Raw genomic sequence first — 23,661 nt, 5'->3', positions numbered from 1 at the left:
CTTGATGTTTCCATGGGAATGATATTCATATTGTAGCGCATATGCATCGATTCTCGCCAGCCAATGGCCTACTTGACGTAAATCGGCTGTTTAATATAATTAAGGGATTATATTGATATTCGATAGGATGACGGAGAGATATCCATGACTGAACTACCGATTCACCGAGTATTACCGCAATTGAAAAAGGCTTTATCAACAGGAACTCATGCCGTGTTGATCGCCGAACCGGGTGCAGGGAAGACGACGCAAGTGCCGCTTGCTTTTCTGAATGAACCTTGGCTTGCCGGCAAACGGATCATCATGCTGGAGCCCAGAAGGATCGCGGCCCGCTCAGCGGCTGGATATATGGCGTCCTCATTGGGAGAAGCGATAGGAGAAACGATCGGGTACCGGGTCCGGATGGACAGCAAGATCGGACGAGACACTCGGATCGAGGTCGTCACGGAAGGCGTTTTGACGCGGATGCTGCAGGATGATCCGGAATTGACCGGCATCGGCATGATTATATTCGACGAATTTCATGAGCGGAATTTGCAGGCCGATGCCGGACTGGCTTTTGCGATGGAATCCCAAGCGGTGCTGCGGGAGGATTTAAGGCTGCTGGTCATGTCCGCTACCCTTGAGGCCGAGCCGGTTGCAAAGCTCCTTGGAGACGCACCGGTCATCGTCAGCGAAGGGCGTGCTTTTCCGGTAACGACTCGCTATCTGCGCTCGTTCCCACTGGATGAGATACATAAAGGTGCGGCTAACGCCATTACGCGCGCGCTCTCCGAACAGGAAGGCGACATACTCGTATTTTTGCCAGGTGCTCGTGAAATCAGGCGGACCGCGAATGAATTATTAAGATCGGGCTTAAGCGCAGAAGTCGTCGTTCGTGAATTATACAGCGCGCTTTCAGCGGAGAAGCAGGATGAAGCCATAAAACGCGATGTGAACGGAAGGCGTAAAATTGTTCTGTCCACAAGCATCGCGGAGAGCAGCATTACCATTCAGGGGATCAAAACCGTCGTGGACTGCGGTTATATGCGAACAGAGGTATTCTCCCCGAGAACGGGACTGCCGCAATTGATCACGAGGCGGCTGTCCAGAGCGTCCGCCGATCAGAGAAGGGGCAGGGCAGGCCGCGTCTCGGCCGGCGTGTGTTATCGCTTGTGGAGTGAGGAAGAGCACCGCCATCTGCCGGAGAGTACCATTCCGGCGATCCGCGAATCCGATCTTGCGCCGCTGGCCTTGGAATTGGCCGTATGGGGTGCGCGTGATCCGGAGCAGCTCGCTTGGCTTGACGCGCCGCCTCGGCTGGCCTATACGCAAGGTCAAGCGTTATTGAAGCAGCTATCGGCTCTGGATGATGCGGGCAGCATCACCCGGCACGGCCGTGAGATGGCGCTGCTGGGAGTTCATCCGAGGCTGGCTCACATGCTGCTGAAGGCACAGGAAATCGGCGAGGCCCCGCTAGCCATCCGAATCGCCGTTCTGCTTCAGGAGCGCGATATACTGAGCCGAAGCGAAGCGCTTCGGGACCAGGATTTGCGTTCGCGCGTGGAACGGCTTCTCTTGTTTGAACAGCATGGACAGCGATCCGCCCAGCAGGACACGGCGAACGAAGCCGTGCTGCAGCGGATGAAACAAGAGATTCGGAAGCTCCATGCCCAGCTGAATATCGAATATGCAGCTGACGGTGACTTGAATCTCTGCGGCCTGCTGCTGTCGTTTGCCTATCCGGATCGGATCGCGAAGAACAGGGGAAGCAGCGGGTTTCTCATGCGCAGCGGCAGGGGCGTGAAGCTGGCTGCGGTTCAGCCTATGAGCCGTGCCCGGTACATTGTGGCCGCAGCCGTAGATGATCAAGGTGCAGACGGGAATATCCAGCTGGCTTCCGAAATGGATGAAGCCTGGCTTGAGCAGTATTACCTTGACGAGATGGAACAGCAGAAAGAAGTCGCATGGGATACAGCTTCCGGCAGCATCAGGGCCAGGCAGAAGCTGATGCTGGGAGCCATCGTTGTCAAGGAACAAGCCTATCCCAATCCGACTGGGGAGGAAATAGCGCGCGCCTTGCTGCAAGGGATCAGGCAGGAGGGCCTTGGCTTATTTCAGTGGAGCAAGGCGGCCGTGCAGCTGAGAGAACGGATGGCCTTTATGTTCCGGCACGAAGCCGAAGGGGATTGGCCGGATGTATCGGACGAAGGATTGCTGGATCGCGCGGAAGCGTGGCTGCTTCCTTATTTGGACGGGCTGCGGAATCGCAATGATATCAGGCGACTGGCACCCGGAACGCTCTTGGAGCATATGCTCAGCTGGGAGCAGAAGCAGCAGCTTCAGAAAGAAGCGCCGACGCATATCAAGGTGCCGAGCGGATCGCAGATCCCGATCAACTACAGCAATCCTGAACAGCCGTTTCTGGCCGTTCGTCTGCAGGAGATGTTCGGGATGCGGGACACGCCGCGAATTGCCGGCGGGCGCGTTGCGCTGACCTTACATTTGTTATCGCCTGCGCAGAGACCGGTCCAGGTTACCTCCGATCTGTCGAGCTTTTGGGCAAACGGGTATTACGAGGTGAAAAAGGATCTAAAGGGCAGATATCCTAAGCATTATTGGCCTGATGATCCGCTGGAGGCGATCGCAACAAATCGGACCAGACCCAAGGCATAACAAGGCAGCGCCACGTTTAATTTCCCCTCCCGTCGGGTAATGTTAAATATGAACGACCACCGATGAGGAGGGTTTATCATGGAGAAGAAAGTTGTTGGGGTATTTCGTTCGGAACAGGAGGCCGCTCAAGCTATAGAGCAGCTGCAGCGGCACGGAATTCCGAACGATGCCATTTCCATTATAGCGAAGGATAAACGCGAGGCGGACATGATAGCCGAGCAGACGGGAACGATGGCTCCCGAAGGAGTAGCTGCGGGTGCAGCAACAGGCGGCATACTTGGAGGCACGGCAGGATTGCTGGCTGGACTGGGAGCCCTCGCCATTCCCGGCATCGGCCCGATTCTTGCGGCCGGACCGATAGCAGCGACGCTTACAGGCGCAGCAGTCGGTGCGGGAGCCGGCGGGTTGGTCGGAGGTTTTATCGGCCTTGGCATCCCGGAAGATGAGGCGAAGGAATATGAGTCCTATGTCGAGCAGGGACGGATTCTCGTCCTGGTTGATGCCGATCAAGAGAATACCGGCATTTACGATATTTTCCGCGATTACGATTACAGAAACGAGGGGCGATACGGTGCGGTTGATCCAGACCGGGTCGACACATTGCCGCCTCGAGGAACGACGCTGCTGTAAAGGCGCGTGAACCGGTTCCGATTCGGAACCGGTTTTTTTTGTGGTCAGAAAGCAACACTTCCTCATTTGTGCCCTGGAGATATTCGTTTAGCCATGAGGTCGCTACCCGCGGTAAGTCTTCCGTGAACGCACGCCGATAGAAGTTTTCAATATATACATAATCATACGGATGAATGCTAGGTATGGAGCCAGCCGTCATGCCCAGTAAATAATTGGATTAGCCCGTCAAGGGAGAAGTCCCTTACAATGAGGTTGATTATACGAAGCCAGCATGAAGGGGGAGCAGTATGTCCAAACAAAGAATTCCGGAAATCGAGCGCCTCCGAGGAATGGCCTTCCTGGCTGTGGTTTTGCAGCACTCCATCGCGCATTATTCGGTAGCGCCGGGGATGACGGCAAACGATGGCTTGATGATGGGCTTCCTCCTGATGGCGACGAAATTCGCTGTGCCCGTCTTTATTTTTATTACCGGCATGGTGCTGTTTTATAATGATAAAGGCCGTTTACATTACGGCAGGTTCATCAAGAGACGATTCGGCGACATTTATGTTCCTTTTGCGGTATGGACCCTGATCACGTTATTAATCAATCATAAGTTTAATCCCGCATTGATCGGGGACTGGAAATATCTTGGGGAAGTATGGTTAACCGGAAAAGCCAGCTCGCATTTTTGGTATATTATTATGCTGTTCCAATTTTATTTGCTGTATCCACTCTTCAGATCCGCCATACTGGGAATCAAGGAACGATGCGGCATACGGACGCAGCTTACGATACTGGTTCTTTCCGGGCTGCTGTACGTGGGCTTAACGGGAGTTATCAACGATATCGGACATTGGATGGGAAGTTTGAGCATACCGGTGTGGAGCGAGCTGTTCACAACCTATGCCGATCGGAATGCACTTTATTATTTCTTTTATTTTGCGCTTGGGGCAGCAGCCGGCTTATATCATGCCACTTGGATAAAATGGCTTAGGAAGGCCCGGCCGGCCATATGGCTGGTCTTTGCATTTACGTTCGGCTGGATGCTCATGCAGGCCGTGAATGAAATCCGTTCAGCGGAGGATGGAGCGATCACGTTCTATTCCTTGTCGCTGCTGCGGCCGATGATGGCGCTTTTCCTGATTAGCTCCATCATGGTCATGTACGATACGGCCGGCTGGATTACCCGGCATGCCGGAGCGCGGACGAATGCGCTCCTGACCTCCATTGGAGTCTATTCGTACGGAGCTTACCTGATGCATTTATTAACGCTCCGGATAAGCTATGCAGTCGATGAGTATCTGCTGATCGGCATGCCATCTCTGGTGAGGATCCTTTCTTCATGGATCATCAGCGTGGCGATAGCGTACGCCGCAACGCGCCTGCTTGCAAAGCTGCCGTTCGGAAAATGGCTCGTCGGCATCGCGGGTGCACGGAACCCTCGCTCTATTCGGCCATACGGCAAATCGCATCCATCCGCCGGGACAACCACCGGCATGTGAAAATAAAATGAAGCCCACCCTTTAGGGTGGGCTTTTTCGTGGGCTCGCGCCATCGTTCCTAAGAGCCAAACGAACCAAACGACCGAACCAACAACAGTTGAAAAACTAAACACTATACAATTGCAACATATGAAAAATTCACAATAGTAAAAACATGCGCTCCCTGCCTCATTCCCATGCGACCATCACCTGCCAACGTTTCAATCCACGCCTTCTTGGTTTAAAAAGAGAAGGATGCTTCCTATTGTGCAAACTGGGAAACTGTGGGTTATAATAAGGTATATTATGGGACAAGTAGCTCGTGAAGGAGGAGGCGTCCGAATGGCATTTATGATCGCGCAGCGCGCTTTTATCAAGGTATATCTTATTACCATGGTGGAGCAGCAGCGCGGATATGGATATCAGATGCTCGAAGAGCTTCGGCAGGAATTCAAGAGCCATGGATATTCGCCGCCGCAAAGCGAAATCTATCGTGCGCTGCATGAATTGGTGCAGGAGGGTGTTCTATACCGTACCAAACAGTTGAAAGGAAACGATCCGCGGGTCGATTTCCAGGAAATCGTACTTTATCATTTTACTGACGAAGGTGCCGAGAAGGCCAAACTCTATAAAAAACAGGTTAAGACCGATTTGGATCGATGCTTGGGGATCCTTCATAAAGCCGTAAACGACAATTATTAAAAATCGATCCGGAATGCAGCCAAAGGAGGAATGACCTCGTGAGCAAGAAACTGCGCTTTGGGATTATGAGTACCGCTCGAATTGCAAGAAATTCAATGATACCCGGCATATTGAAATCGGAACGCTGTGAGGTTGGGGCCGTCGCAAGCCGCAATGCCGATAAAGCCAGGGAGCTCGCGGAACGATACCATATTAAAACATACTATGGTTCTTACGATGAGCTTCTGGCGGATCCCGACATTGATGCGGTGTATATTCCGTTGCCGAATCACCTGCATAAACCTTGGACCATCAAAGCCGCTGAGGCCGGAAAGCATATCCTGTGCGAGAAACCGGCGGCCCTGACGGAAACGGATGTCCGTGAGATGGCAGAGGCGGCCAAAGCACGCAACGTGCTGTTCGCCGAAGCCTTCATGTACCGCTACCATCCGAAGCACGCGCGCGTCCGCGAAATCATCGAAAGCGGCGAAATCGGCCAGCTTCGCGGAATACACGGGTCGTTCACCTTCAACAATGCGGAGGATAAAAGCAATGTCCGCTACAGCAAGGACATGGGCGGAGGTTCGATCTACGACGTGGGATGTTATCCCATCTCGGCGGCGAGAATGATATACGGACAGGAGCCTAAAGCCGTGACGGCCCACGCTTTTTTCTCCGAGGAGCATGACGGCGTGGACATGATGGTCCATGGCATGATGGAATTTGACAATGGACTGGGCCTGACATTTGACTGCGGCATGTGGACCTACTCCAGATGCTCGTTAGAGATTGCGGGAACCGACGGCAGGATCGAGCTGCCCTCCGCCTTCGGCTGGGAGAGAATGGAGGATATGGCCCAGATATTCGTTCATACGGCTAAGGGAACCCGCGAGGAGAAAGTGGGGATTTACAACCATTTTGCCCTGCAAGCGGACGCCATGGCTGCTGCCGTGATGGATGGCGCGCCATTGCCATACGGTCCGGAAGATGCCATCAGCAATATCAGAGCCATCGAAGCATGCCTTCAAGCTGCGAGATCTTCATCGCGGGTGGAAATTAAATAAAGCTGCGCTATCAAATAATAACGCTAGACTTAAATCGCCAACATGGCGATTTATTTTTTTTGCCTATTGCATTCCTCTTCAAAATCATTAAAATAAACTTAACGTTAAAAAATATTTAACGTAATCATAATTTTAACGAACAAAAAAGTTTAATGAAACCATTTCATAACGAAGAGGAGAAAGAAACATGCAAAATGCCGCCGTTTTGGAAAAACAAGGCTTTGGCCAACTGTTGAAAATCCGCCCGTACCTGATTTATTTATCTGCTCAAGCCATTACCCGATTAGGGGATTCCTTGGACTCCATCGCTTACAGCTGGATGGTTTATATGCTCACAGGCTCAGAGCTGTTAATGGGGACCTTGTTCGCTTTTAACTTTATGCCGGGATTGCTTTTCAGTTTGTTTACGGGAACCTTTGTAGACCGCTGGCCTAAGAAAAGAGTCCTCGCCTTAACCTACCTCAGCCGCGGCATCGTGGTGTCTCTGACGGCCTTTCTGTATGCGATCGGTTCTCTTCAAGTCTGGCATCTGTTTGTCTTCACGTTCCTGAATTCAACGCTCGAATGTTTCTCCAGACCCGCCGAAACCTCCATCGTTCCCCGGCTGCTCCCCAAGGAACAGCTGCTCGCGGGCAATGCTTTCTCCACATCCGTTAGCCGCAGCGCTGAATTAATCGGTCTGTCCATTGCCGGAGCCCTGATCGCCTTAATCGGAATCTCGGGAACGATCCTGATCGATGCCGTGACGTTTCTAATTGCCGCGGTTATTATTGCATTCATGCCGAATCCGGAAGCGGCCGAACAGGCCGAAGACAAGTCCGAATTCCCTGGACCGGTGCCTGAGAAGAACAGAACGGTGCTCGGCGACATCAAAGAGGCGCTTCTGTTTGTGAAGCAGCATTCGCTGCTTCTCATCACGACGGTTCTGGCGATGATCAATAATTTCTGCTTGGCACCGTTGAACGTGCTGCAGCCGGTCTACGTCAAGGAGACATTGGGTGCCGGAGCGGGAGGTCTGAGCGTAATGGGAACGGCGCTTCTGATCGGTATGATTTGCAGCGGGCTATGGATTGGTCGCTACGGCAAAAGTTTCAAAAAGAGCACCTTGATCATGTCAGGATCGATCATGCTCGGGATCGGATATTTTGCATTAGGGATTCCAGGACATCTCCCGGCGTGGCGCGTGGAGTCCGCGGCGGTCTGCATGTTCGTTGCCGGCTTTGCCGTCTCCATGCTGAATGCCCCGATCTCGACGTATCTGATGGAAGTAACGCCGCGGCATATGCTGGGCAGAATTGGCGCCCTGATGACGGTATTGTGCACGGCTGCAATTCCTGTCGGAAGCCTGATAACGGGAGTTGTGGCAGAGCATCAATCCCCTCCCGCGCTCTTCTCGTTGATGGGATTCGTCATGCTGGTGCCCGTGCTGTTCCTGATTCGAAAGAAGAGTTTTCGTGCCATCTGAACCCATCGCCGTTTTTGTAATTTCGACATTCTCGGCCTATAATGAAAAGGTGAAAAATTAACGTGAAGCTGAGGTGTACGGTGTGGAAACGAAGGAATTGACTACACTGGAAGAGATCAAAATATATTCAGATCCCTATCGGCTCCAGATTTTGAATGTATTAAACAAGATGGATCGTCCGGCAACCGTAAAGGAGGTCGCGGACAAGATCGGGGATGTGCCTGCGAAGGTTCATTATCATATGAAGAAGCTGGAGCGGATCGGCCTGGTCAAGATCGTATCGACGAAAGAGATCAACGGAATTATCGCTAAATATTACGAGCCTTTTGTCGGTACGGTAAAGATCAAGCGTGGGGCGGATTCCGACGAGCCGGCCATCAAGGAATTGATTCGATCCGAAACGAACAAATTATTATCCGAGCTGTTCGACCAGAATCGAGACCGTTTCTTTAAAAATATGAGCCAGGATGGCGAAGCGACGTCCATGTTGACCAATACCACCTTGTATATGAGCGAAGATGAAGCGCGCGAGTTATTTGTTGAGCTGGATAAAATGCTGACCCCTTATAAAAAGAAGCGCGGGGAAGAATTTGACGAATACGAGTTTTTTGCTTCCAATGTTCGGAACCATAAAGAATCTTGATTACGCAAAAAAAGCTGGTACCCGAACGTAAGGTACCAGCTTTCCCTTCTAATTTGCCAAATCAATTCATACATTCTTCTTATAATCGTCTTGTCCTGGTTTAATGGACATGCCGGGCGATGTGGAGGTTCCGTAATCTTCCACGGCATCCCAGGCGCCGGCGTCATCAAATTTACCGTCGGCTGCTTGGCGGTTGACGCCGGCGCCTGATGGGGGCGGGGTCATGACATCCTCTTCAACCGGACGGTTGTCGTTGATGTCTTTTCGCGGAGTATGCTCGAGGCAATAGGCCGTATAAGGCAAAGCTTCCAGCCGCTCATACGGAATTTCCCGTCCGCATTCGGCGCAGGTTCCGTATTCGCCTTGGTCCATACGCTGCAGGGCAGCATCAATCTGCTCCAATTCACGCTCGAGCGTCTCCTGAATGGCCAAATCCCGACCGCGTTCGAAAACTTCGGTGCCTACGTCAGCGGGATGGTTGTCGGCAGCGCTCAGCTCTCCCGTGGAGTCTCGCAGGGAAAGATCCTTGTTGGTGTCTTCCCGGGACTCCAATTGATTTTCCAACCGTTCTTTATCACTGAGCAACCGTTGTCTTAGTTCACTGTATTGTTGTTTTGTCATGCTGGTCATAGGAATAGTCGCTCCTTTCTGGGTTATGTGCACAATAGAAACTTCTTATGTAAATTCAATACCCGAAATGGATTGGTAACAATCACATGAAGCATGGGAATGACGGCCTGCCGTTTTTGGAACATTCTCCAAAAAAGCCCCGGAGTGTTTTAATCACGGTGCTTAATATGATATAAACAATGATAGAGAGAAGGCTAGGAAGAAGGGCTGCACCAATATTTGGAGGTAAATCATTATGGATGAACACATGAAACGCCGATTGGATAAACAGAAAAAGCTTTTTCGTCAGCTAGGCATTCAACTGGACGCTTTGTCTATCCATGAAAAGAATTTTTCGAATAAACTGAGGGGTTACGATCAGGAGGAAGTGGATTCCTTTCTGGACGAAGTGATTCAAGATTATGAGCGGTTCTATGCCACCATCTCCGATCTGATGGATAAATGGCAGGAGCAGCAGTTCACCATTCGCGATCTGAGGGCTGGCGTTAAGCCAGAAGCTGAGCGTCCGGCACTGAATCCCGAAGAGATCGAAGAGACGGTGGCGAAGCTGGAAGCCGACTTGCGGCTTCTGAAGAAGCAGATCCGCCCAGAACAAAGATTCTATATTGATTAATGCCGTACGATGCGAGCGAAATCATTACATAAGAAGTGTCCCAGCAACAAGAACCACACGCGGCCGATCACCGGCTGCGTGTGGTTTTGTTGTTTAGGTGCCCGGTTTTGAGCCATGGCGGCCCCGGCAGGGGCTTCTCCGGAGTCTCGCTCTCGATCCTGTTTTGCAGCGGGACGGGCGTAAGGAGTGTCTTCGAGTAAAGCTGCTTGTTCGGGTCGTTACCTTCATAGGCATGTTCTTCGTAAAGCGAATATGGCCATAACGGTGCAAAATCGATTTGGTGCGGATGCCCGGTCCGATAGATCAAGAGCAGGATTGTCCCGGGGGATAGCGATGTAATCCAGTGACACCAACCGATCGGGGCATGTACCACCTGACCGGGTACGGCTTGAAACACGAGATTCCGGTGACTTTCCGGATCCACCAGGGAATAACTGATGTCTCCTTGAATGATGTAACACAATTCATCGGTATCCGGATGGCCGTGAGGCGGAAGCCCCTCACCGCGGCCGAGATGGATTTCCGACATGAACATGCCCTGCAGAAGGGGCAGCTCCAGGGACGACACGTTCGCTGCTCCTCGACCGGCAGTACGTTCAGCCTGTTTCCTGGAATGATATACATGCCTTGTCACCGCAGTGTCTCCGCAAACGCTGTGACGTTCCTCATATGAGCGGTCCTCCTTTTTTAGCTGGAATATATTAAAAGTGTACAAGCACGTCCCCTAACAATATATGCCCAAACGTTTATAAATCTGACTGCCTACGACTAAAGAATCATTGAATGTCATGAAAACTGGTTTTGCTTGTAAACCATTTTCATAACAATTACTATGAGAATATGAGCAGACTTATACTGATCGATAACAAGGGAGGTTAGCCGTATGTCTAACAACCTGAAATTCAACATCCGCAGCAAGATTGTCATCGGCTATTTATTGATATTAATGTGTCTTGGAGCTTTTCTCTGGATTGTCTCCGACCGTATCTCTTCCCTGCAGCAAGAAGCGGATTTTATAGAGAAACATGATATCGAAGTACATAATCTCACGCATGAAATCGAGAAGAATATGCTGGAGATGGAAACCGGCCAGAGAGGGTACGTCATTACGGGCGATGAAACCTACCTGGAGCCGTTCAACCAAGCGCTGTCGTCCTGGCAGATCAATTATAACAAGCTGTACAAGCTTGTGAGCGATAACTCGGAGCAAGCCAATCATCTGGAAAATATTAAGGAGAATATCAAAGAGTGGATTACCAACGCCGGACAGCCTGCGGTTCAACTCATGCAGCTGGGACAGGATGAAGAGGCCCTTCATTTCTTTATTAACGATCCCGGAAAGCAAGCGATGAATTCCATTCATGAGCTGTTCCTCTCCTTTCGAAGCAAGGAACGTGAACTGACAACCAGCAGAATCGAAGAAATGAAGGAGAGCAATGCCCGTTTATTGTACACGATGTACCTGTTATGGGCCGGAGCGGCACTGATCACCATATGTGCGGCTTGGGTCATTTCGAAAAGCATCGTAAAGCCGATCAATCAAGTAACCAACGTCATCTCCGACATTGTCAAGGGAGGAAACCTCTCCCAGCGAATCCATGTGCATTCCAATGACGAGGTCGGCCAGTTGGCCGATACAACCAACGAACTGCTCGCACAGGTTGGCAGGCAGAACTGGGCCAAGGACCATGTTTCGGTCATGTCGACGATTCTTCAATCGTCCGATCGCGTGGAGACGGCCGTGCAATTTTTCATCCATAAGCTGGCTTTGATCATGAAGCTTCCGTACGGGGCGGTGTTTATTACCCGGTCAGGATCGGAACTGGTAAAGGCTGCTGCTTTTGCCGACCCGGACGGAGAGCCTTGGAACAAGGTCAGGGATCGCTTCCTGCCGGGCGAAGGTTTGGTGGGGCAGTGCATGCTGGAGCAGCGCATGATCATACTGGACGATATACCGCCCAACTATGTGCGAATCGAATCTGGACTCGGCGATGCCGAGCCTTCGACGCTGCTGCTGGCGCCCGTGATGTTCGAGGGACAAGTTCTCGGCGTGATCGAATTGGCCAAGTTCAAACCCTTCGATGAGCTGGAGATTCAACTGATCGAACAGTTGAATTTTCAGCTTGGAGTGACCTTGAATTCGATTCAAAGCAAAATGGAAATCCAACAGCTGTATCATGAATCACAAACGCTGAACGAGGAACTGCAGAGCCAGACCGAAGAGCTGCAAGCGCAGACCGAGGAGCTTCAAACGCACTCCGTGGAAATGCATCTGCTGAATGAACGGTTGGGAGCCCAAAAGGAAGCGGCTTTAATCGCAGCCAGCGAATTGGAAAAATACGCGAAGGAGCTGGAGAAGAGCTCTAAATATAAATCGCAGTTCCTGGCCAATATGTCCCATGAGCTGCGGACGCCGCTGAACAGCATGCTCATCCTCTCCCAGATTTTGGCGGAGAATAAGCAGGGGAATCTGACGGAGGAAGAACAGCATTACGCTACCGTCATTCATAATTCAGGCAGTGAATTGTTGAATTTGATCAATGATATCCTGGATCTGTCCAAGGTCGAGGCAGGTAAGATGCAGATCGAAATGGACTTGGTGAACTTGACGGAGCTGCCGGAGCTGATGGAAGGATACTTCTCCAAAAGCGCGGAATCCAAAAATCTGGAATTTGATATCGAGATGGCGGATGACCTGCCCGACATGATGTACAGCGATGGGATGCGCCTTCATCAAATCCTGCGCAACCTGCTCTCCAATGCGATTAAGTTTACGGAGAGCGGCAGCGTGAAGTTGAAGGTAAAGAAAATGAATTCGATTGTCACTTCGGATTTCATTATCAGCGGCGACGTCATTGCTTTTTCCGTTGAGGATACCGGCATCGGGATTGCGGCAGAGCATCTACAGCCGATCTTCGAAGCATTCCAGCAAGGCGAAGAAACCACCGCCAGAAAATTCGGAGGCACGGGTCTCGGCTTATCCATATCGCTGCATTTAGCCAAACTGCTTGGCGGGTATATAACCGTGGAGAGCGAAGTAGGAATCGGCAGCACCTTTATATTATATTTGCCGCTCGTCACGGAGAGCGGTGCAGTCGACAGCCTGTTTATGCTGCCCGAAGTGGCTGCCACGTCAAGCGACAACAGCTTGAGCGATATCCGGATGGAAGAGTACGAACAGGAGGAGCTTAGCCGGTTGGAGAACAAAACCGTATTGATCGTCGATGATGATATACGGAATGTGTACGCTTTGACCAATGCGCTGGAGAAACTCCAGTTGACCGTCCACACAGCCCAGAACGGTTTCGAGTGCTTGGAGCTGTTAAGCAAACATTCATCCATCGATGCGGTATTGCTGGATACGGTCATGCCTGAAATGGACGGCGTCGAAACGATGAAGCGGATTCGGGAGAACCCGGAGTGGAGCGATCTGCCACTGATCGTCATGAGCTCGAATGCGATGAGGGATTCGGATCAATACCTTGGAGAAGGTGCGAACGGCTATCTTCACAAGCCGCTCCAACTCCGCGAGGTCATCCTTACCCTTCAGAAATGGATAGGGTAATAAGCGATCAAGTCAAGTCCGGGATATGACGGCGCTAATGTGCTGTTCCTTGCAAGGGCATGTCGTAAGTTGACGAATGCAAGCGGGTTGTTTTATGATGGAATCATAGTAGAAACATAAAACGGCGTGTTACCTGAAGCAGGGCATGAGCCAAGAAGAGACATCTTTATTTAAGGGGGTCTTTTCTTGGCTTTTTCAATGTTCATGCGGTGGTTGTATTTCTCCGCAAATGAATCCTATGGCGGAACACTGTTTAAACTTATAGGAAAGGGGGAAGTTAATGAGCGGGATCGAGTTGTTTACAGTCGTTCGTGTTATTGGTAACAATGTCGTGATGGTTACTGGCGGCAAAAAAGAATCGGAATATGTCATCTTAGGCAAGGGCATTGGCTTCGGCGCAAAAATAGGCGGTACGATCGCTTCGGACGATAAGCGGATTGAAAAGCTGTTCAGGCTGGAGGATCGGGAGCAGTGGAGCCAAGCTCACCATCTGCTGGAAGAATTTGATCCGCAGGTGATGGAGATTACGGATCAAATACTGAATCTCATCGGACAGGAATTTCCGGGCACATTGAATGATAAGGTATACCTGGCGCTTCCAAGCCATATCCAGTTTACGATCTACAGAATCCGCAAAGGCATGGATATTATCAATCCTTTCCTTGAAGAAACCCGGATCAGCTTCCCAAAAGAATATGATATCGCAGCCAAGGCAGCGGAATTGATCGGCAAGACCTTCGATATAGAGGTTCCCGAGGATGAGATTGGCTTCTTGACCTATCATGTGTATTCGGCCGTCAGTCATGTACCCGTTGGCCATCTGGTCAAGGCATCGAACGTGGTGGGAAGCCTGGTGAAGTATATTGAAGAGGAGCGGCAGGTCGCCTTTGACCGGGGAAGCATGGATTATGTTCGTCTGCTCATGCATTTAAGGTTCTCGGTAGACCGCATTCTGAATCAGGAAATCCATGTCGATAATCCGTTCGCGGAACAGATCCGCTCCAAGTTCACGCAGGAATACGGATTGGCAACACGTCTCGCAGGCATGATGGAGAAAGAACTTGGCAAGAAAGTGCCCGAAGCGGAGGTCTGCTTTCTGGCTATGCATTTATACCGGCTCTTCACAGGCCGACTACAGCAAAAGAATCAACCCAGGGAGGAATCTTAACATGTTTGATCGTTGGAAAAAGAAAAAAACAGCTACTGTCATTCAACTCACAGCCCCATTGTCGGGTAAAGCCGTGCCTTTATCGCAAGTGCCCGATGAGGCGTTTGCTGCCGGACACATGGGCCAAGGCATCGCCATCGAGCCTTCCGAGGGCAAATTAATCGCGCCGTTTGACGGGACCGTTGCGCATGTCATCAAGTCCAAGCATGCCGTCATGCTCGAGGATCCCGCAACCGGCCTGCAGTATTTGTTCCATATCGGGATTAACACGGTCGGTTTGAAGGGTGAAGGCTTTACAAGCCATGTTCAAGCCGGTGACCAGGTGAAGTCGGGCCAGACGCTCATCGAATTCGACATGGCTGCGATCCGGGCCGCCGGTTATCCGACGATTACGCCGATTATCGTAACCAATGCGGATGAAGTGGCTTCCAAGGTGGACGGTCAGACCGGTGACGTCGTGTCCGGCCAAAATCCTGTTTTGACCATCGAATTGAAATAGTTTTCATTCGATAAGGAAATAAATATTGGTTATTGACAAAACGTGAAGACGTGAATTAAGATAACAACATCAAATGAATACGTTTAAGGCGTGTTACCATAAACATGGGCATGAGCCAAGAAGAAACGGACTATTTAATGCATAGTCGCCGTTCTTCTTGGCTTTTTTTGTTGACTTCGAATGATGATGGTTTCCATGCCGCCTTAAAATGATGAATACAAGAGCCCGCAAGGAGGAGGATTTTCTGAGGTATTTCTGTTCCGGAGTGAATGGGAAGAAGTGGTTATTATATCGACGCATTATGTAAACGGTTTCAGAAGAAGCTAAATTATTGAAGTTGAAAGGATGATTGACATGCTGGCTAAATTGCAAAAGCTGGGTAAGTCCCTTATGCTGCCGGTGGCCACATTGCCTGCGGCAGGTATCTTGCAGGGGCTTGGATTGATCGACTATCAAAAAGACATACCATTGGGAGCTCTCGGAGCTTTTTTGAATCAATATGTAACTCCGTTCATGACTTCAGGCGCCCTTGCCATTCTGGATAATCTGCCGATTATTTTTGCGATCGGCGTTGCGATCGGATTCGCCGGGGATGCCGTTGCGGGTCTCTCCGCTCTTATCGGGTACATGGTGCTTACAAGAGTGCTGGCGCAGGTGCCGCTGCAAATGCCGTTTATACCGGATGACGTAAAGCTGAATATGGGCGTTCTTGGCGGTTTCTTTGTCGGTCTATGGTCCGCCTACCTGTATAATAAATTCCACAACATTAAGATGCCGGATTGGTTGGGCTTCTTTGCGGGTAAACGCTTCGTACCGATCATCACGGCGGCCTCCACGATGGTGCTGGCAGTGCTGATCGGCATGATTTGGAGTCCGATCCAGGATGGCATTTCCGCCTTCGGCAACTGGGTTGTCGGTCTGGGAGGCATCGGTTCGTTCATTTTCGGTACGGCTAACCGCTTGCTGATCCCTCTGGGTCTGCATCACGTATTAAACTCCATCGCCTGGTTCCAGATCGGCGATTACACGAATGCCGCGGGCGAAGTCGTTCACGGCGACCTGTGGCGTTTCTTTGCGGGAGACCCGACGGCAGGCATGTTCATGTCCGGTTTCTTCCCGATCATGATGTTTGCGATGCCGGCTGCGGCGCTGGCCTTTATGCATACCGCCAAGCCGTCCAAACGCAAGCTCGTCGGCTCCATCTTTATCGGTTCGGCAGTGGCGTCGTTCCTGACGGGGATCACCGAACCGCTTGAATTCGCGTTCATGTTCATTGCTCCGGTACTGTATGTAGTGCATGCGATTTTGACAGGTCTTTCCGGATTGATCATGTATGTCCTGGATGTGCATTTGGGCTTCTCGTTCTCGGCGGGCCTGATCGACTACCTGGTGAATCTGAAGCTGTCTACCAATGCTTGGCTGCTTCTGCCGGTCGGCTTGGCTTTCGGAGTCGTTTACTATCTGCTGTTCAGAATCCTCATTGTCAAGCTGAACTTGAAAACGCCTGGACGCGAGGAAGACGACGACATGGATACGGTTTCTGACGATGGCGATACAGCTGCCCCGGCTCCATCCGGCGCGGCATCCAATGAGTCCAAAGCGGCCAAGGTTTTGCAAAACATCGGCGGTGCGGATAATATTACCAGCATCGATGCTTGTATCACGCGTCTGCGCCTCGTCGTTAAAGACGAGAAGGCCGTTAAGGATTCGGAGTTGAAAAAATTAGGCGCATCCGGTGTCATGCGTCTGGGTCAAGGCGCGGTTCAGGTCGTATTCGGACCGCAGGCGGAATCCATTAAAGACGAAATCAAAAAAATGATGTAAATGTGGCGGCAGCTGCTGCTAACGAGAGAAACCCTGTGCTATTCCAAGCACAGGGTTTCTCTTTTTTGCACAGGTTCATTATCGGTTCAGGCTTTTACGTTGTCCCCAATACCGGATGTTGACATTGACATCAAGCTCAAGCGGCGTTTCGTCGTAGATTTCCTTTTTCTGTTCCACTAATTTCTTCCAAAGCTTGGGGTCTGTTCGGTACAATTGGAGACATAGTTCATAAGGATCCGCGTGGATCAATGCTGCTTTATGAAAGGTGTTCTGCAATTCCTTACGCAGGGTATCTTCCGTTAATCGCTTCATTTCCTTAATCCCCACCTGCTTGTATATATTCTGTACCGTGCCAATGACGTTCAGCTTGATTCGATACGAAGCATCGTTTGGCTTCCGGATGACTTCGATGGTAGATTGGGGCTTCTCCAGCCGAATGCTCCCGACTGCTTCACCGTCCGCCTGAACGACGACGGCAGCGTGAGTATTATTCGATGCTAACCAGCGGGTCCCCAGCAGATCGGATCGTGGGAGCCAGCCCATCAATTCTTTGTTCTTGATCAGAAATCCGCCGTTCACTTCCAATATCGGATGCTGCTTCAGATTTTCCGACCAGTTCTGCGTCGAAATATGAAGGGAGGGAAGCAGAACGGTTGCAGCTTTTTCCCGATAGAGACGAATAAAGTTCACGAATTGGATCGGACGTATAAACGAGAATTGGACATAGCTTTCCCTGGGTTCATGAAGCAGCGAGTGCAGGGGGGAGAGCTGAAAGAACGGCGACACCGTAAAGAGATCCTCCATCTTATCCTTGGTCCCGTATATCCATTTCGTATACCGGATTTCCTGCGAGCGGTTGGTCAGGTCGAACACTTGCGACAACTGCTTAGGTTTTAACACGGCTTCCGTAAGCACCAAAGTCGTCACATGACCCCAGGAGACCCGCTGCTGACTCGACGTGTACAGATCAACGAGGGCTTCAGTCAACGTGGTGCCGGTTCCACGGCCAACCCAGATAGGCGCTTTCTCCGTCTGTTTGTTGGATTCTTGTTTGGCAATCGTGGCAAAGTCAAGCATCTGCACGTATATGATATATTTCTCGTCCTTGTAATCCACGCCCAAAGCCGTGATATAGTTGATATCCTGGACTTCATTGTTGTCCCAGCAGCCTGAGAGCAGCAGAGATGTCAGGCATACGAGTATCCACACCCGCTTCACAACGCGCCGCCCTTTTTCCGTTTCCCCGGAAATCGCAAGAGATTGCCCAGGATTTTAGATATGGAGAAGGGCGAGAAAGGGGCAAGGTACGGCTGCCCGAACGGATTATGGTTGGCGGCATATTGAACGATCATGAAGACCGATATGAAGAAACCGAATAACCCGAACATCGAGGACAGGGTAAGGACAAAGAAACGCAAGATCGTTTGGCTGACAACAAAATCCTGATTGGAGTGGGTAGACCCCGCCACAAAGGATAGGGCGCCGATGACGGTCATCGTCGGCGAGAAAAAACCGCCCCGAATAGCTGCGTCGCCGATAATGATACCGGAAACCACCGTAATGGTCGACGCGATCGGAGAAGGCATCTGCATGCCGGCCTCCCGCAGCAGAGTGAGGAGAAACAGGATGATCAGCATCTCAAACCCGGTCGGGATCGGAAGGCCGAGCCTGGTATTCGCAACCGTTGCCAGCAGCGGAAAAGGGATTTGATCCTGGTGAAAGGCTAATAGCGTTATATAGAAGCCGGGAAGGAAAATGGAAATCAGGAACCCGAACATTCTCAGAATTCTCCAGGGCATCACGAAATAGAACGGCATTTGGGGGTCTTCGGCAGCGAACAGCAGCTGCATGAAGCTTGCAGGCGCGATCAATAGGACAGGACTTCCCTGCATAATAATGACCAAACGGCCGCGAGTCAGAGAGTCGTATGCCAGGTCCGTCCGCCCCGTGTAGTCAAACATGGGAAGCACGCTGTACCTGTACGGAGTCAGATGCTCCGCAAGCTCGCCGATCCCTACGGGAGGATCCCCGGCGTAATGGTTTAGCTTGTCCACGATGGCCGTGACGGTCTCCGGTATGACCTTGTCCTTTAAATACATGATGCCGACGGTGGTTTTGCTTTTGTCTCCAAGCTTAAAGGAGGAATAGACAAGTCCCGGTGATTTCAGCCTTTTGCGGATAAGTGCTACATTGATATCCAATTCCTCGACAAACCCGTCGCGGGGTCCTTTGACCGAGGTTTCCGTGGCGCTTTCTTCCGGCGTTCGGCCGATGGTTTTGCCGGCGCTGTACGAATACAGCTTATCGTCCTTGGGAAAATACAGGGCAACGTAGCCGGAATAAACAATGTCATCGACGGACTCCAAATCGGCATCGGCGACATCCAGCGTAAGATAATATTCAAGGCTGGTCGGGTCAAACGGATGCTTTTGCGAAACGGAAGTATTCCATTCCTTGCTGATGACAGGCAAAAAGACCTCGGACAACACTTTCGAATCGCACATCATCGGGCTGTAAACCATAATCGCCCAAGGCTCTTCATCCATTCCCGGGTAGGACGTTATATAGACGTCATCGGAATCGGCATAACGATCGCGCAATTGCTGTTCGGTCATGTTCATTGCGGCGTTTCTCCTTTCGTGGAACTGCCATCCTGCGGCTCCTGCTGATTCGGTTTGCGGATCAGGAAGAATAACAGGAGGCTTAGGATGGTGATATAAACGGCGGATGCGGGCAAGAAATAGTCGGCCATGGCATAATACATTTTCAAATTGCTGATCGGTGAGGCGCACAGTATGATGAGCAGCGTGGTGACGGCTAATACGCCAACGCTCTGTCTGGACTTGGGAAGAAGGGTTTCGCAGAGCAAAAAAATCGAAATGGAAATGGAGATATAAGCTCCGCTAAGCCACTGGAAGATGGATAAAAAATCGACGTGTTCCACGAATTTGCCCAGCTTCACGAGACGCCATTGCTCATAGGCGGGGTACCGCTGAAGCTTCATTTCTTCCGGACCAAATTCGGCAATGCCGCCGATCGTGGGTCCAAACGTGAGGAAGATGAGAACCAGATGGATGAGCAGGATCGTAAGAAAACCGGGTTTTTTCTGCAGGTGAGGTCGCAGAAACAAGATCAGGATAAATTGGGACAGCCCTCCGAGCATGATAGGAACTCCGCTGAGAACCGGCATGAAGCCGTCCTCAAGGACAGGCAGCAAGTAACTGTAATTTTTCACTTTCAGATTGGACACGGATACGAATATGCCCAGCAAGACGACGCAAGGCAGCAAGATGCCGGCGGCAACGCCGATGGTTTTGATCCCGTGGTTAATGCTGATAAGGCATAGCATCATGAGCACGAATGCGGTGGCAACGACAGGGGTTTGGATCATGTAGGTCGATTTCGTCCAATCGATGACTTCCTTCAAGGTATAGAAGGCAAAAGCGAAGAAATACAAGCCGGACATGCCCATCGCAACGATGCGAACCGCCCTGCCGCTGCTTTCGTCCAACGCTTGCTTGATCGAACGGGAGCCGACTTTTTTGATGATTCCATAAATAAGCAGAATCCAGGGCATGAATAACACGGCCGACACGAGAATGGTGATCCAAGCATCCCGTCCGGACTTCTCCAGAAGCACAGGGATGATCATGACATGATTGGTCAAACCTGCCGTGAGCATCATAATCATAAACGCCTGATTCGTTGGAATACCGCGAGCTAATGACATGTGTGTGTGATCCCCCAATTCTGCTTTCTTCCGTTTATACTTCTCGGGGAACAGCCAAAATATGCGAGAGCATCCAGCCTCGGGCTGCATGAACCGTTTGCTCGTTTTTTCATTATGAACTTAAAAGGCTTTTTTAGGCTCGGCGGCATGGTACATAAATCACGGAGAATCCCTTCATAATAAGGAAAGTTTTGATCGAACACATCACGATATCCGGAGGACATAACCGTGAACAGAGGAGCGAAAACGGAGGCAGGGGAAGCAAAAGGGAATCTGAAGTGGTGGCAGCTATCGCTGCTGGGAGTCGCATCAACGATCGGCACGGGGTATTTTCTCGGATCCGCGCTGGGTATCCGGCTTGGGGGACCGGCTTTTCTTCTTTCTATTATATTGGCGGCGACGGCCACCTACTTCGTGTTTGATGTGCTGGCGCGAATGACGGCGGAGGATCCGCAAAAAAGGCTCGTTCCGAACCTACGCCAAAAAAGCCTACGGCCGGTGGGCAGGCTTCTCAACAGGGTGGATGTACTGGTGCTCCGAAGTGTTGATCATGGGAAGCCAGATGACGGCGCTGGCGATATTCTCCCGCTTTTGGTTTCCTGGCGTTCCGATGTGGATATTCGCATCAGGTTATGCCGTATTGGGGCTTTTTGTCATATGGATCGGCACCAAGGGCTTCGACCGCCTGGAGAATGTGCTGGCTGTTATTAAGGTCGCTGCCATCGTCATGTTTCTTGTCATTGCCGCCGCCGCTTGGATGGGATGGTTGAAAGGCGGGAATAAGCCCCATGTTCCGGGCAGCATGAACGCCTTATTCCCGACGGGCGGTAAAGGCGTATGGTCGTCCTTGATCTTTGCGTTTTATGCTTTCGGCGGAATTGAAGTCATGGGAGTGATGGCCGTCCGCTTGAAGAATCCGAAGGAAGCGCCGAAATCGGGCAAGGTGATGATTCTCCTGCTGTCCGTCGTATATGTACTGTCTATTGGCATGGCCGTGATGATGGTAGCCTGGAATCGATTCTCCACGACGAAAAGCCCCTTCGTTGTGGCGCTTAGCTCGTATCAGCTGCCTTTTATCCCCCATATATTCAATGCGGTCTTAATCATTGCAGGATTCTCGACGATGGTTGCCTCGCTGTATGCCGTAACCACGATGCTGGTCACGTTATCCGAGGATAAGGATGCGCCCAAGCTGTTTTCCAGAAAAATGTTTAAGCGCGATACGCCCATCTTCTCCCTTTCCCTAACCGCCGCCGGGTTGATTGTATCCATCGTGCTGTCTCTGCTCATGCCCGGCAAGATTTACGAGTATCTGACAACTGCGGCAGGCCTTATGCTGCTGTATAACTGGTTTTTTATCCTGATATCGGCCGGCCGGCTGATGGAGCTTACGGGATGGGGCAAGGTCAAAAGATACATCGGTATGATACTCATAGCGGCTGCCGTCAGCGGAACCGCCCTGCACCCGACGAGTCGGCCGGGACTCTGGATCAGTCTCGGGTTCATATTGTTAATCGGACTGGTCGTATTATGCATGCGCTCCGTGTGGAAGAAATCCGGTCAGGGCCGCGCGATGGAGAGGGAAAAGCGCAAGCTTAGCCCCAAACCGGCCCGTTAGAATACGAGGGGATAAAGTAATGCCAGAGCTCGAATTCCGAAATAAACGCCAAACACGATTAGCGAGATCCCGGAAAGCACCGAGATGAGGGAAAGCGCCCGCTCGTTTAAATATCGGCGGAATACGCTGCCGAGCGCGGCCATGAACAAGTCCCACAGCACGACCCCGGCGATGACGGCAACGCTGTAGAGAAACAGGTTCCCGGACCCTTCGTCCGCAGCCGTTTTGACCAGGATGGAGCCGTAGATGCCGAGCCAGAACAGAATCGTCATCGGATTCGAGACGGACATGAGAAACCCGGAGAGCGTGCTTTTCCATAACGAATCATCGCTTTTTTCTTGACTGATCGTCACTTTATTGGCGTTCAGGATGCTTTCCAGCCCGGAATAGATAAGGACAAAAGCGCCGAACAGCCAGAGGAATGTCTGCATGAACGGCGTATTCAGAAAATGAACCACGCCGAGATAGACGAGGACCATATACAGGATATCCGCAAGAACCGCACCAATGCCGAACAGCCAAGCATGCCAGAACCCTTTCTTGATTCCCTTATCAAGCTGCGCCGCATTAATCGGACCAACGGGTGCCGATAGGGAAAGGCCAAGGATCATGTAGCTAATTAGAATACTTATCAATTTCCACCTCTCGTCTGGAACATGGATAACACAGCTTGTACCTGCTTGCTCGTACATTCTATTCGGCAGGCGGACAAACTAAAACTGGATTGGAAATTTTTTTCTGCCTTAAAAGAAGACGTGAAAAACCGCGCAGCTCCCTGCGCGGTTTTATTTGATTTCGTTTATTTGGTAGGATATAGATGAATGTCAGATGGCTGGTATTGCAGCATTACATAACCATAAGAAGAGGTGCATCCCAATGAGTCGCCCATATCGGATTACGGTATTGTCAGACACCCATATGCCCAAAAAGGCGAAGGAACTGCCAGACCCGCTGCTTGAAGATTTACGGCAATCGGAGCTTATTGTTCATGCCGGAGACTGGTCCAATTGGGAGCTCTATGAGCAGTTAAGTCAATATGCCCCCTTAGAGGGCGTGGCCGGGAATGTGGATGACGCGCGGATCGTGGAACGCTTTGGGTATAAAAGACTGGTTGAAATCGAAGGCAAGCGCATCGGGATTGTGCACGGACACGGTCAAGGCGGAACGACGCCATCCCGAGCCAGAAAAGCTTTTGCAGATACGGAGGTGGACTGCATCTTGTTCGGCCACTCCCATATTCCCTTTAAAGAAGATGTACAGGGGGTCCTGCTGTTCAATCCCGGTTCCGCTACGGATAAAAGGCGGCAGCCCCGTTATTCGCATGGAAGGATCGAGATCCTGGACGGTAACCTGGAAGCCCATCATGTTTTTTATGATAGGAAGTGAACGAAATCAAGGCATTGGTAAAATCAG

The 23,661-nt window shown here is 51.1% G+C and carries 19 protein-coding genes and 1 pseudogene; 14 read left to right on the top strand and 6 right to left on the bottom strand.

The window, feature by feature from the left end; all coding sequences use genetic code 11:
• Positions 1–144 precede the first annotated feature (144 nt).
• The 7 genes from hrpB to P0X86_RS20595 all read left to right on the top strand — a co-directional run bounded on the left by hrpB (position 145) and on the right by P0X86_RS20595 (position 8,601).
• Complete coding sequence (hrpB, locus tag P0X86_RS20625) at positions 145–2,655, top strand: ATP-dependent helicase HrpB (RefSeq protein ID WP_277746353.1); 2,511 nt, start codon at positions 145–147, stop codon at positions 2,653–2,655.
• Between the two features lie 78 nt (positions 2,656–2,733).
• On the top strand, positions 2,734–3,285 hold the full coding sequence (locus P0X86_RS20620) for a general stress protein (protein WP_096774448.1): 552 nt from the start codon (positions 2,734–2,736) through the stop codon (positions 3,283–3,285).
• Between the two features lie 287 nt (positions 3,286–3,572).
• Positions 3,573–4,769, top strand: a complete 1,197-nt coding sequence (locus P0X86_RS20615) for an acyltransferase (protein WP_277746352.1) — start codon at positions 3,573–3,575, stop codon at positions 4,767–4,769.
• Between the two features lie 321 nt (positions 4,770–5,090).
• A complete protein-coding gene (locus P0X86_RS20610) occupies positions 5,091–5,450 on the top strand; it encodes a replication termination protein (protein ID WP_009590710.1) in 360 nt (119 codons plus the stop codon).
• A 38-nt stretch (positions 5,451–5,488) separates the two neighbouring features.
• A complete protein-coding gene (locus P0X86_RS20605) occupies positions 5,489–6,493 on the top strand; it encodes a Gfo/Idh/MocA family protein (RefSeq protein WP_096774446.1) in 1,005 nt (334 codons plus the stop codon).
• A 187-nt stretch (positions 6,494–6,680) separates the two neighbouring features.
• A complete protein-coding gene (locus tag P0X86_RS20600; protein WP_277746351.1) occupies positions 6,681–7,958 on the top strand; it encodes an MFS transporter in 1,278 nt (425 codons plus the stop codon).
• Between the two features lie 82 nt (positions 7,959–8,040).
• On the top strand, positions 8,041–8,601 hold the full coding sequence (locus tag P0X86_RS20595) for a winged helix-turn-helix domain-containing protein (protein ID WP_277746350.1): 561 nt from the start codon (positions 8,041–8,043) through the stop codon (positions 8,599–8,601).
• 66 nt (positions 8,602–8,667) lie between these two features.
• Here P0X86_RS20595 and P0X86_RS20590 read toward each other — a convergent pair whose 3' ends face one another.
• A complete protein-coding gene (locus tag P0X86_RS20590) occupies positions 8,668–9,231 on the bottom strand; it encodes a TraR/DksA C4-type zinc finger protein (RefSeq protein WP_015736229.1) in 564 nt (187 codons plus the stop codon).
• A 235-nt stretch (positions 9,232–9,466) separates the two neighbouring features.
• Here P0X86_RS20590 and P0X86_RS20585 point away from each other — a divergent pair, with 235 nt between their 5' ends.
• The gene (locus P0X86_RS20585) at positions 9,467–9,844 is read left to right on the top strand and encodes a DivIVA domain-containing protein (RefSeq protein ID WP_277746349.1); all 378 of its coding nucleotides are present in this window, start codon (positions 9,467–9,469) and stop codon (positions 9,842–9,844) included.
• Between the two features lie 67 nt (positions 9,845–9,911).
• On the opposite strand, the gene P0X86_RS20580 is transcribed toward P0X86_RS20585, so the two are convergent.
• A complete protein-coding gene (locus tag P0X86_RS20580) occupies positions 9,912–10,478 on the bottom strand; it encodes a cupin domain-containing protein (RefSeq protein WP_277746348.1) in 567 nt (188 codons plus the stop codon).
• 249 nt (positions 10,479–10,727) lie between these two features.
• Between P0X86_RS20580 and P0X86_RS20575 the strand changes: the two genes are divergently transcribed.
• The 4 genes from P0X86_RS20575 to nagE all read left to right on the top strand — a co-directional run bounded on the left by P0X86_RS20575 (position 10,728) and on the right by nagE (position 16,900).
• Positions 10,728–13,409 carry a CHASE3 domain-containing protein gene (locus P0X86_RS20575; RefSeq protein WP_277746347.1) on the top strand — a complete coding sequence of 894 codons (2,682 nt, stop codon included), beginning with the start codon at positions 10,728–10,730 and terminating at the stop codon, positions 13,407–13,409.
• Positions 13,410–13,689: 280 nt separating this feature from the next.
• The gene (locus P0X86_RS20570; RefSeq protein WP_096774442.1) at positions 13,690–14,577 is read left to right on the top strand and encodes a PRD domain-containing protein; all 888 of its coding nucleotides are present in this window, start codon (positions 13,690–13,692) and stop codon (positions 14,575–14,577) included.
• A 1-nt stretch (position 14,578) separates the two neighbouring features.
• Positions 14,579–15,076, top strand: coding sequence for a PTS sugar transporter subunit IIA (locus P0X86_RS20565; protein WP_192571330.1), 498 nt, complete (start codon positions 14,579–14,581; stop codon positions 15,074–15,076).
• A gap of 354 nt (positions 15,077–15,430) precedes the next feature.
• Positions 15,431–16,900, top strand: coding sequence for an N-acetylglucosamine-specific PTS transporter subunit IIBC (nagE, locus tag P0X86_RS20560; protein ID WP_119847568.1), 1,470 nt, complete (start codon positions 15,431–15,433; stop codon positions 16,898–16,900).
• A 78-nt stretch (positions 16,901–16,978) separates the two neighbouring features.
• Here the strand turns inward: nagE and P0X86_RS20555 are convergent, their stop codons facing one another.
• Genes P0X86_RS20555 through P0X86_RS20545 form a run of 3 tightly spaced genes read right to left on the bottom strand, consistent with a single transcriptional unit; the run spans position 16,979 to position 20,630 of the window.
• Positions 16,979–18,118, bottom strand: a complete 1,140-nt coding sequence (locus tag P0X86_RS20555; protein WP_277746346.1) for a Ger(x)C family spore germination protein — start codon at positions 18,116–18,118, stop codon at positions 16,979–16,981.
• Positions 18,115–19,521 carry a spore germination protein gene (locus P0X86_RS20550; RefSeq protein WP_277746345.1) on the bottom strand — a complete coding sequence of 469 codons (1,407 nt, stop codon included), beginning with the start codon at positions 19,519–19,521 and terminating at the stop codon, positions 18,115–18,117. Before P0X86_RS20550 ends, P0X86_RS20555 begins: the two co-directional genes overlap by 4 nt.
• Positions 19,518–20,630 (bottom strand): GerAB/ArcD/ProY family transporter, encoded by a 1,113-nt coding sequence (locus tag P0X86_RS20545; RefSeq protein WP_277746344.1) that lies wholly within the window; start codon positions 20,628–20,630, stop codon positions 19,518–19,520. Before P0X86_RS20545 ends, P0X86_RS20550 begins: the two co-directional genes overlap by 4 nt.
• A gap of 228 nt (positions 20,631–20,858) precedes the next feature.
• Here P0X86_RS20545 and P0X86_RS20540 point away from each other — a divergent pair.
• Positions 20,859–22,248, top strand: a pseudogene (locus P0X86_RS20540) (amino acid permease).
• Here the strand turns inward: P0X86_RS20540 and P0X86_RS20535 are convergent.
• A complete protein-coding gene (locus P0X86_RS20535) occupies positions 22,245–22,880 on the bottom strand; it encodes a LysE family transporter (protein WP_009590653.1) in 636 nt (211 codons plus the stop codon). The pseudogene P0X86_RS20540 and the gene P0X86_RS20535 sit on opposite strands and share 4 nt — an antisense overlap.
• A gap of 244 nt (positions 22,881–23,124) precedes the next feature.
• On the opposite strand from P0X86_RS20535, the gene P0X86_RS20530 reads away from it, so the two are divergent.
• Positions 23,125–23,634 carry a metallophosphoesterase family protein gene (locus P0X86_RS20530; protein WP_277746343.1) on the top strand — a complete coding sequence of 170 codons (510 nt, stop codon included), beginning with the start codon at positions 23,125–23,127 and terminating at the stop codon, positions 23,632–23,634.
• The last annotated feature ends 27 nt before the right edge of the window (positions 23,635–23,661 follow it).

The organism is Paenibacillus sp. BR1-192, assembly GCF_029542445.1.
Classification (GTDB): domain Bacteria; phylum Bacillota; class Bacilli; order Paenibacillales; family Paenibacillaceae; genus Paenibacillus_AQ; species Paenibacillus_AQ lautus_A.
The sequence above is the reverse complement of the archived record's forward strand: the minus strand, read 5'-3'. Positions and strand labels throughout refer to the sequence as shown.

What these genes read in the sequence shown, in the direction of transcription:
- nagE (WP_119847568.1), top strand. Translation starts at nt 15,431, where the DNA reads ATGCTGGCTAAATTGCAAAAGCTGGGTAAGTCCCTTATGCTGCCGGTG.
- P0X86_RS20565 (WP_192571330.1), top strand. Translation starts at nt 14,579, where the DNA reads ATGTTTGATCGTTGGAAAAAGAAAAAAACAGCTACTGTCATTCAACTC.
- P0X86_RS20575 (WP_277746347.1), top strand. Translation starts at nt 10,728, where the DNA reads ATGTCTAACAACCTGAAATTCAACATCCGCAGCAAGATTGTCATCGGC.
- P0X86_RS20550 (WP_277746345.1), bottom strand. Translation starts at nt 19,521, where the DNA reads ATGAACATGACCGAACAGCAATTGCGCGATCGTTATGCCGATTCCGAT.
- P0X86_RS20590 (WP_015736229.1), bottom strand. Translation starts at nt 9,231, where the DNA reads ATGACCAGCATGACAAAACAACAATACAGTGAACTAAGACAACGGTTG.
- P0X86_RS20570 (WP_096774442.1), top strand. Translation starts at nt 13,690, where the DNA reads ATGAGCGGGATCGAGTTGTTTACAGTCGTTCGTGTTATTGGTAACAAT.
- P0X86_RS20620 (WP_096774448.1), top strand. Translation starts at nt 2,734, where the DNA reads ATGGAGAAGAAAGTTGTTGGGGTATTTCGTTCGGAACAGGAGGCCGCT.
- P0X86_RS20615 (WP_277746352.1), top strand. Translation starts at nt 3,573, where the DNA reads ATGTCCAAACAAAGAATTCCGGAAATCGAGCGCCTCCGAGGAATGGCC.
- P0X86_RS20545 (WP_277746344.1), bottom strand. Translation starts at nt 20,630, where the DNA reads ATGTCATTAGCTCGCGGTATTCCAACGAATCAGGCGTTTATGATTATG.
- P0X86_RS20585 (WP_277746349.1), top strand. Translation starts at nt 9,467, where the DNA reads ATGGATGAACACATGAAACGCCGATTGGATAAACAGAAAAAGCTTTTT.
- hrpB (WP_277746353.1), top strand. Translation starts at nt 145, where the DNA reads ATGACTGAACTACCGATTCACCGAGTATTACCGCAATTGAAAAAGGCT.
- P0X86_RS20530 (WP_277746343.1), top strand. Translation starts at nt 23,125, where the DNA reads ATGAGTCGCCCATATCGGATTACGGTATTGTCAGACACCCATATGCCC.
- P0X86_RS20610 (WP_009590710.1), top strand. Translation starts at nt 5,091, where the DNA reads ATGGCATTTATGATCGCGCAGCGCGCTTTTATCAAGGTATATCTTATT.
- P0X86_RS20600 (WP_277746351.1), top strand. Translation starts at nt 6,681, where the DNA reads ATGCAAAATGCCGCCGTTTTGGAAAAACAAGGCTTTGGCCAACTGTTG.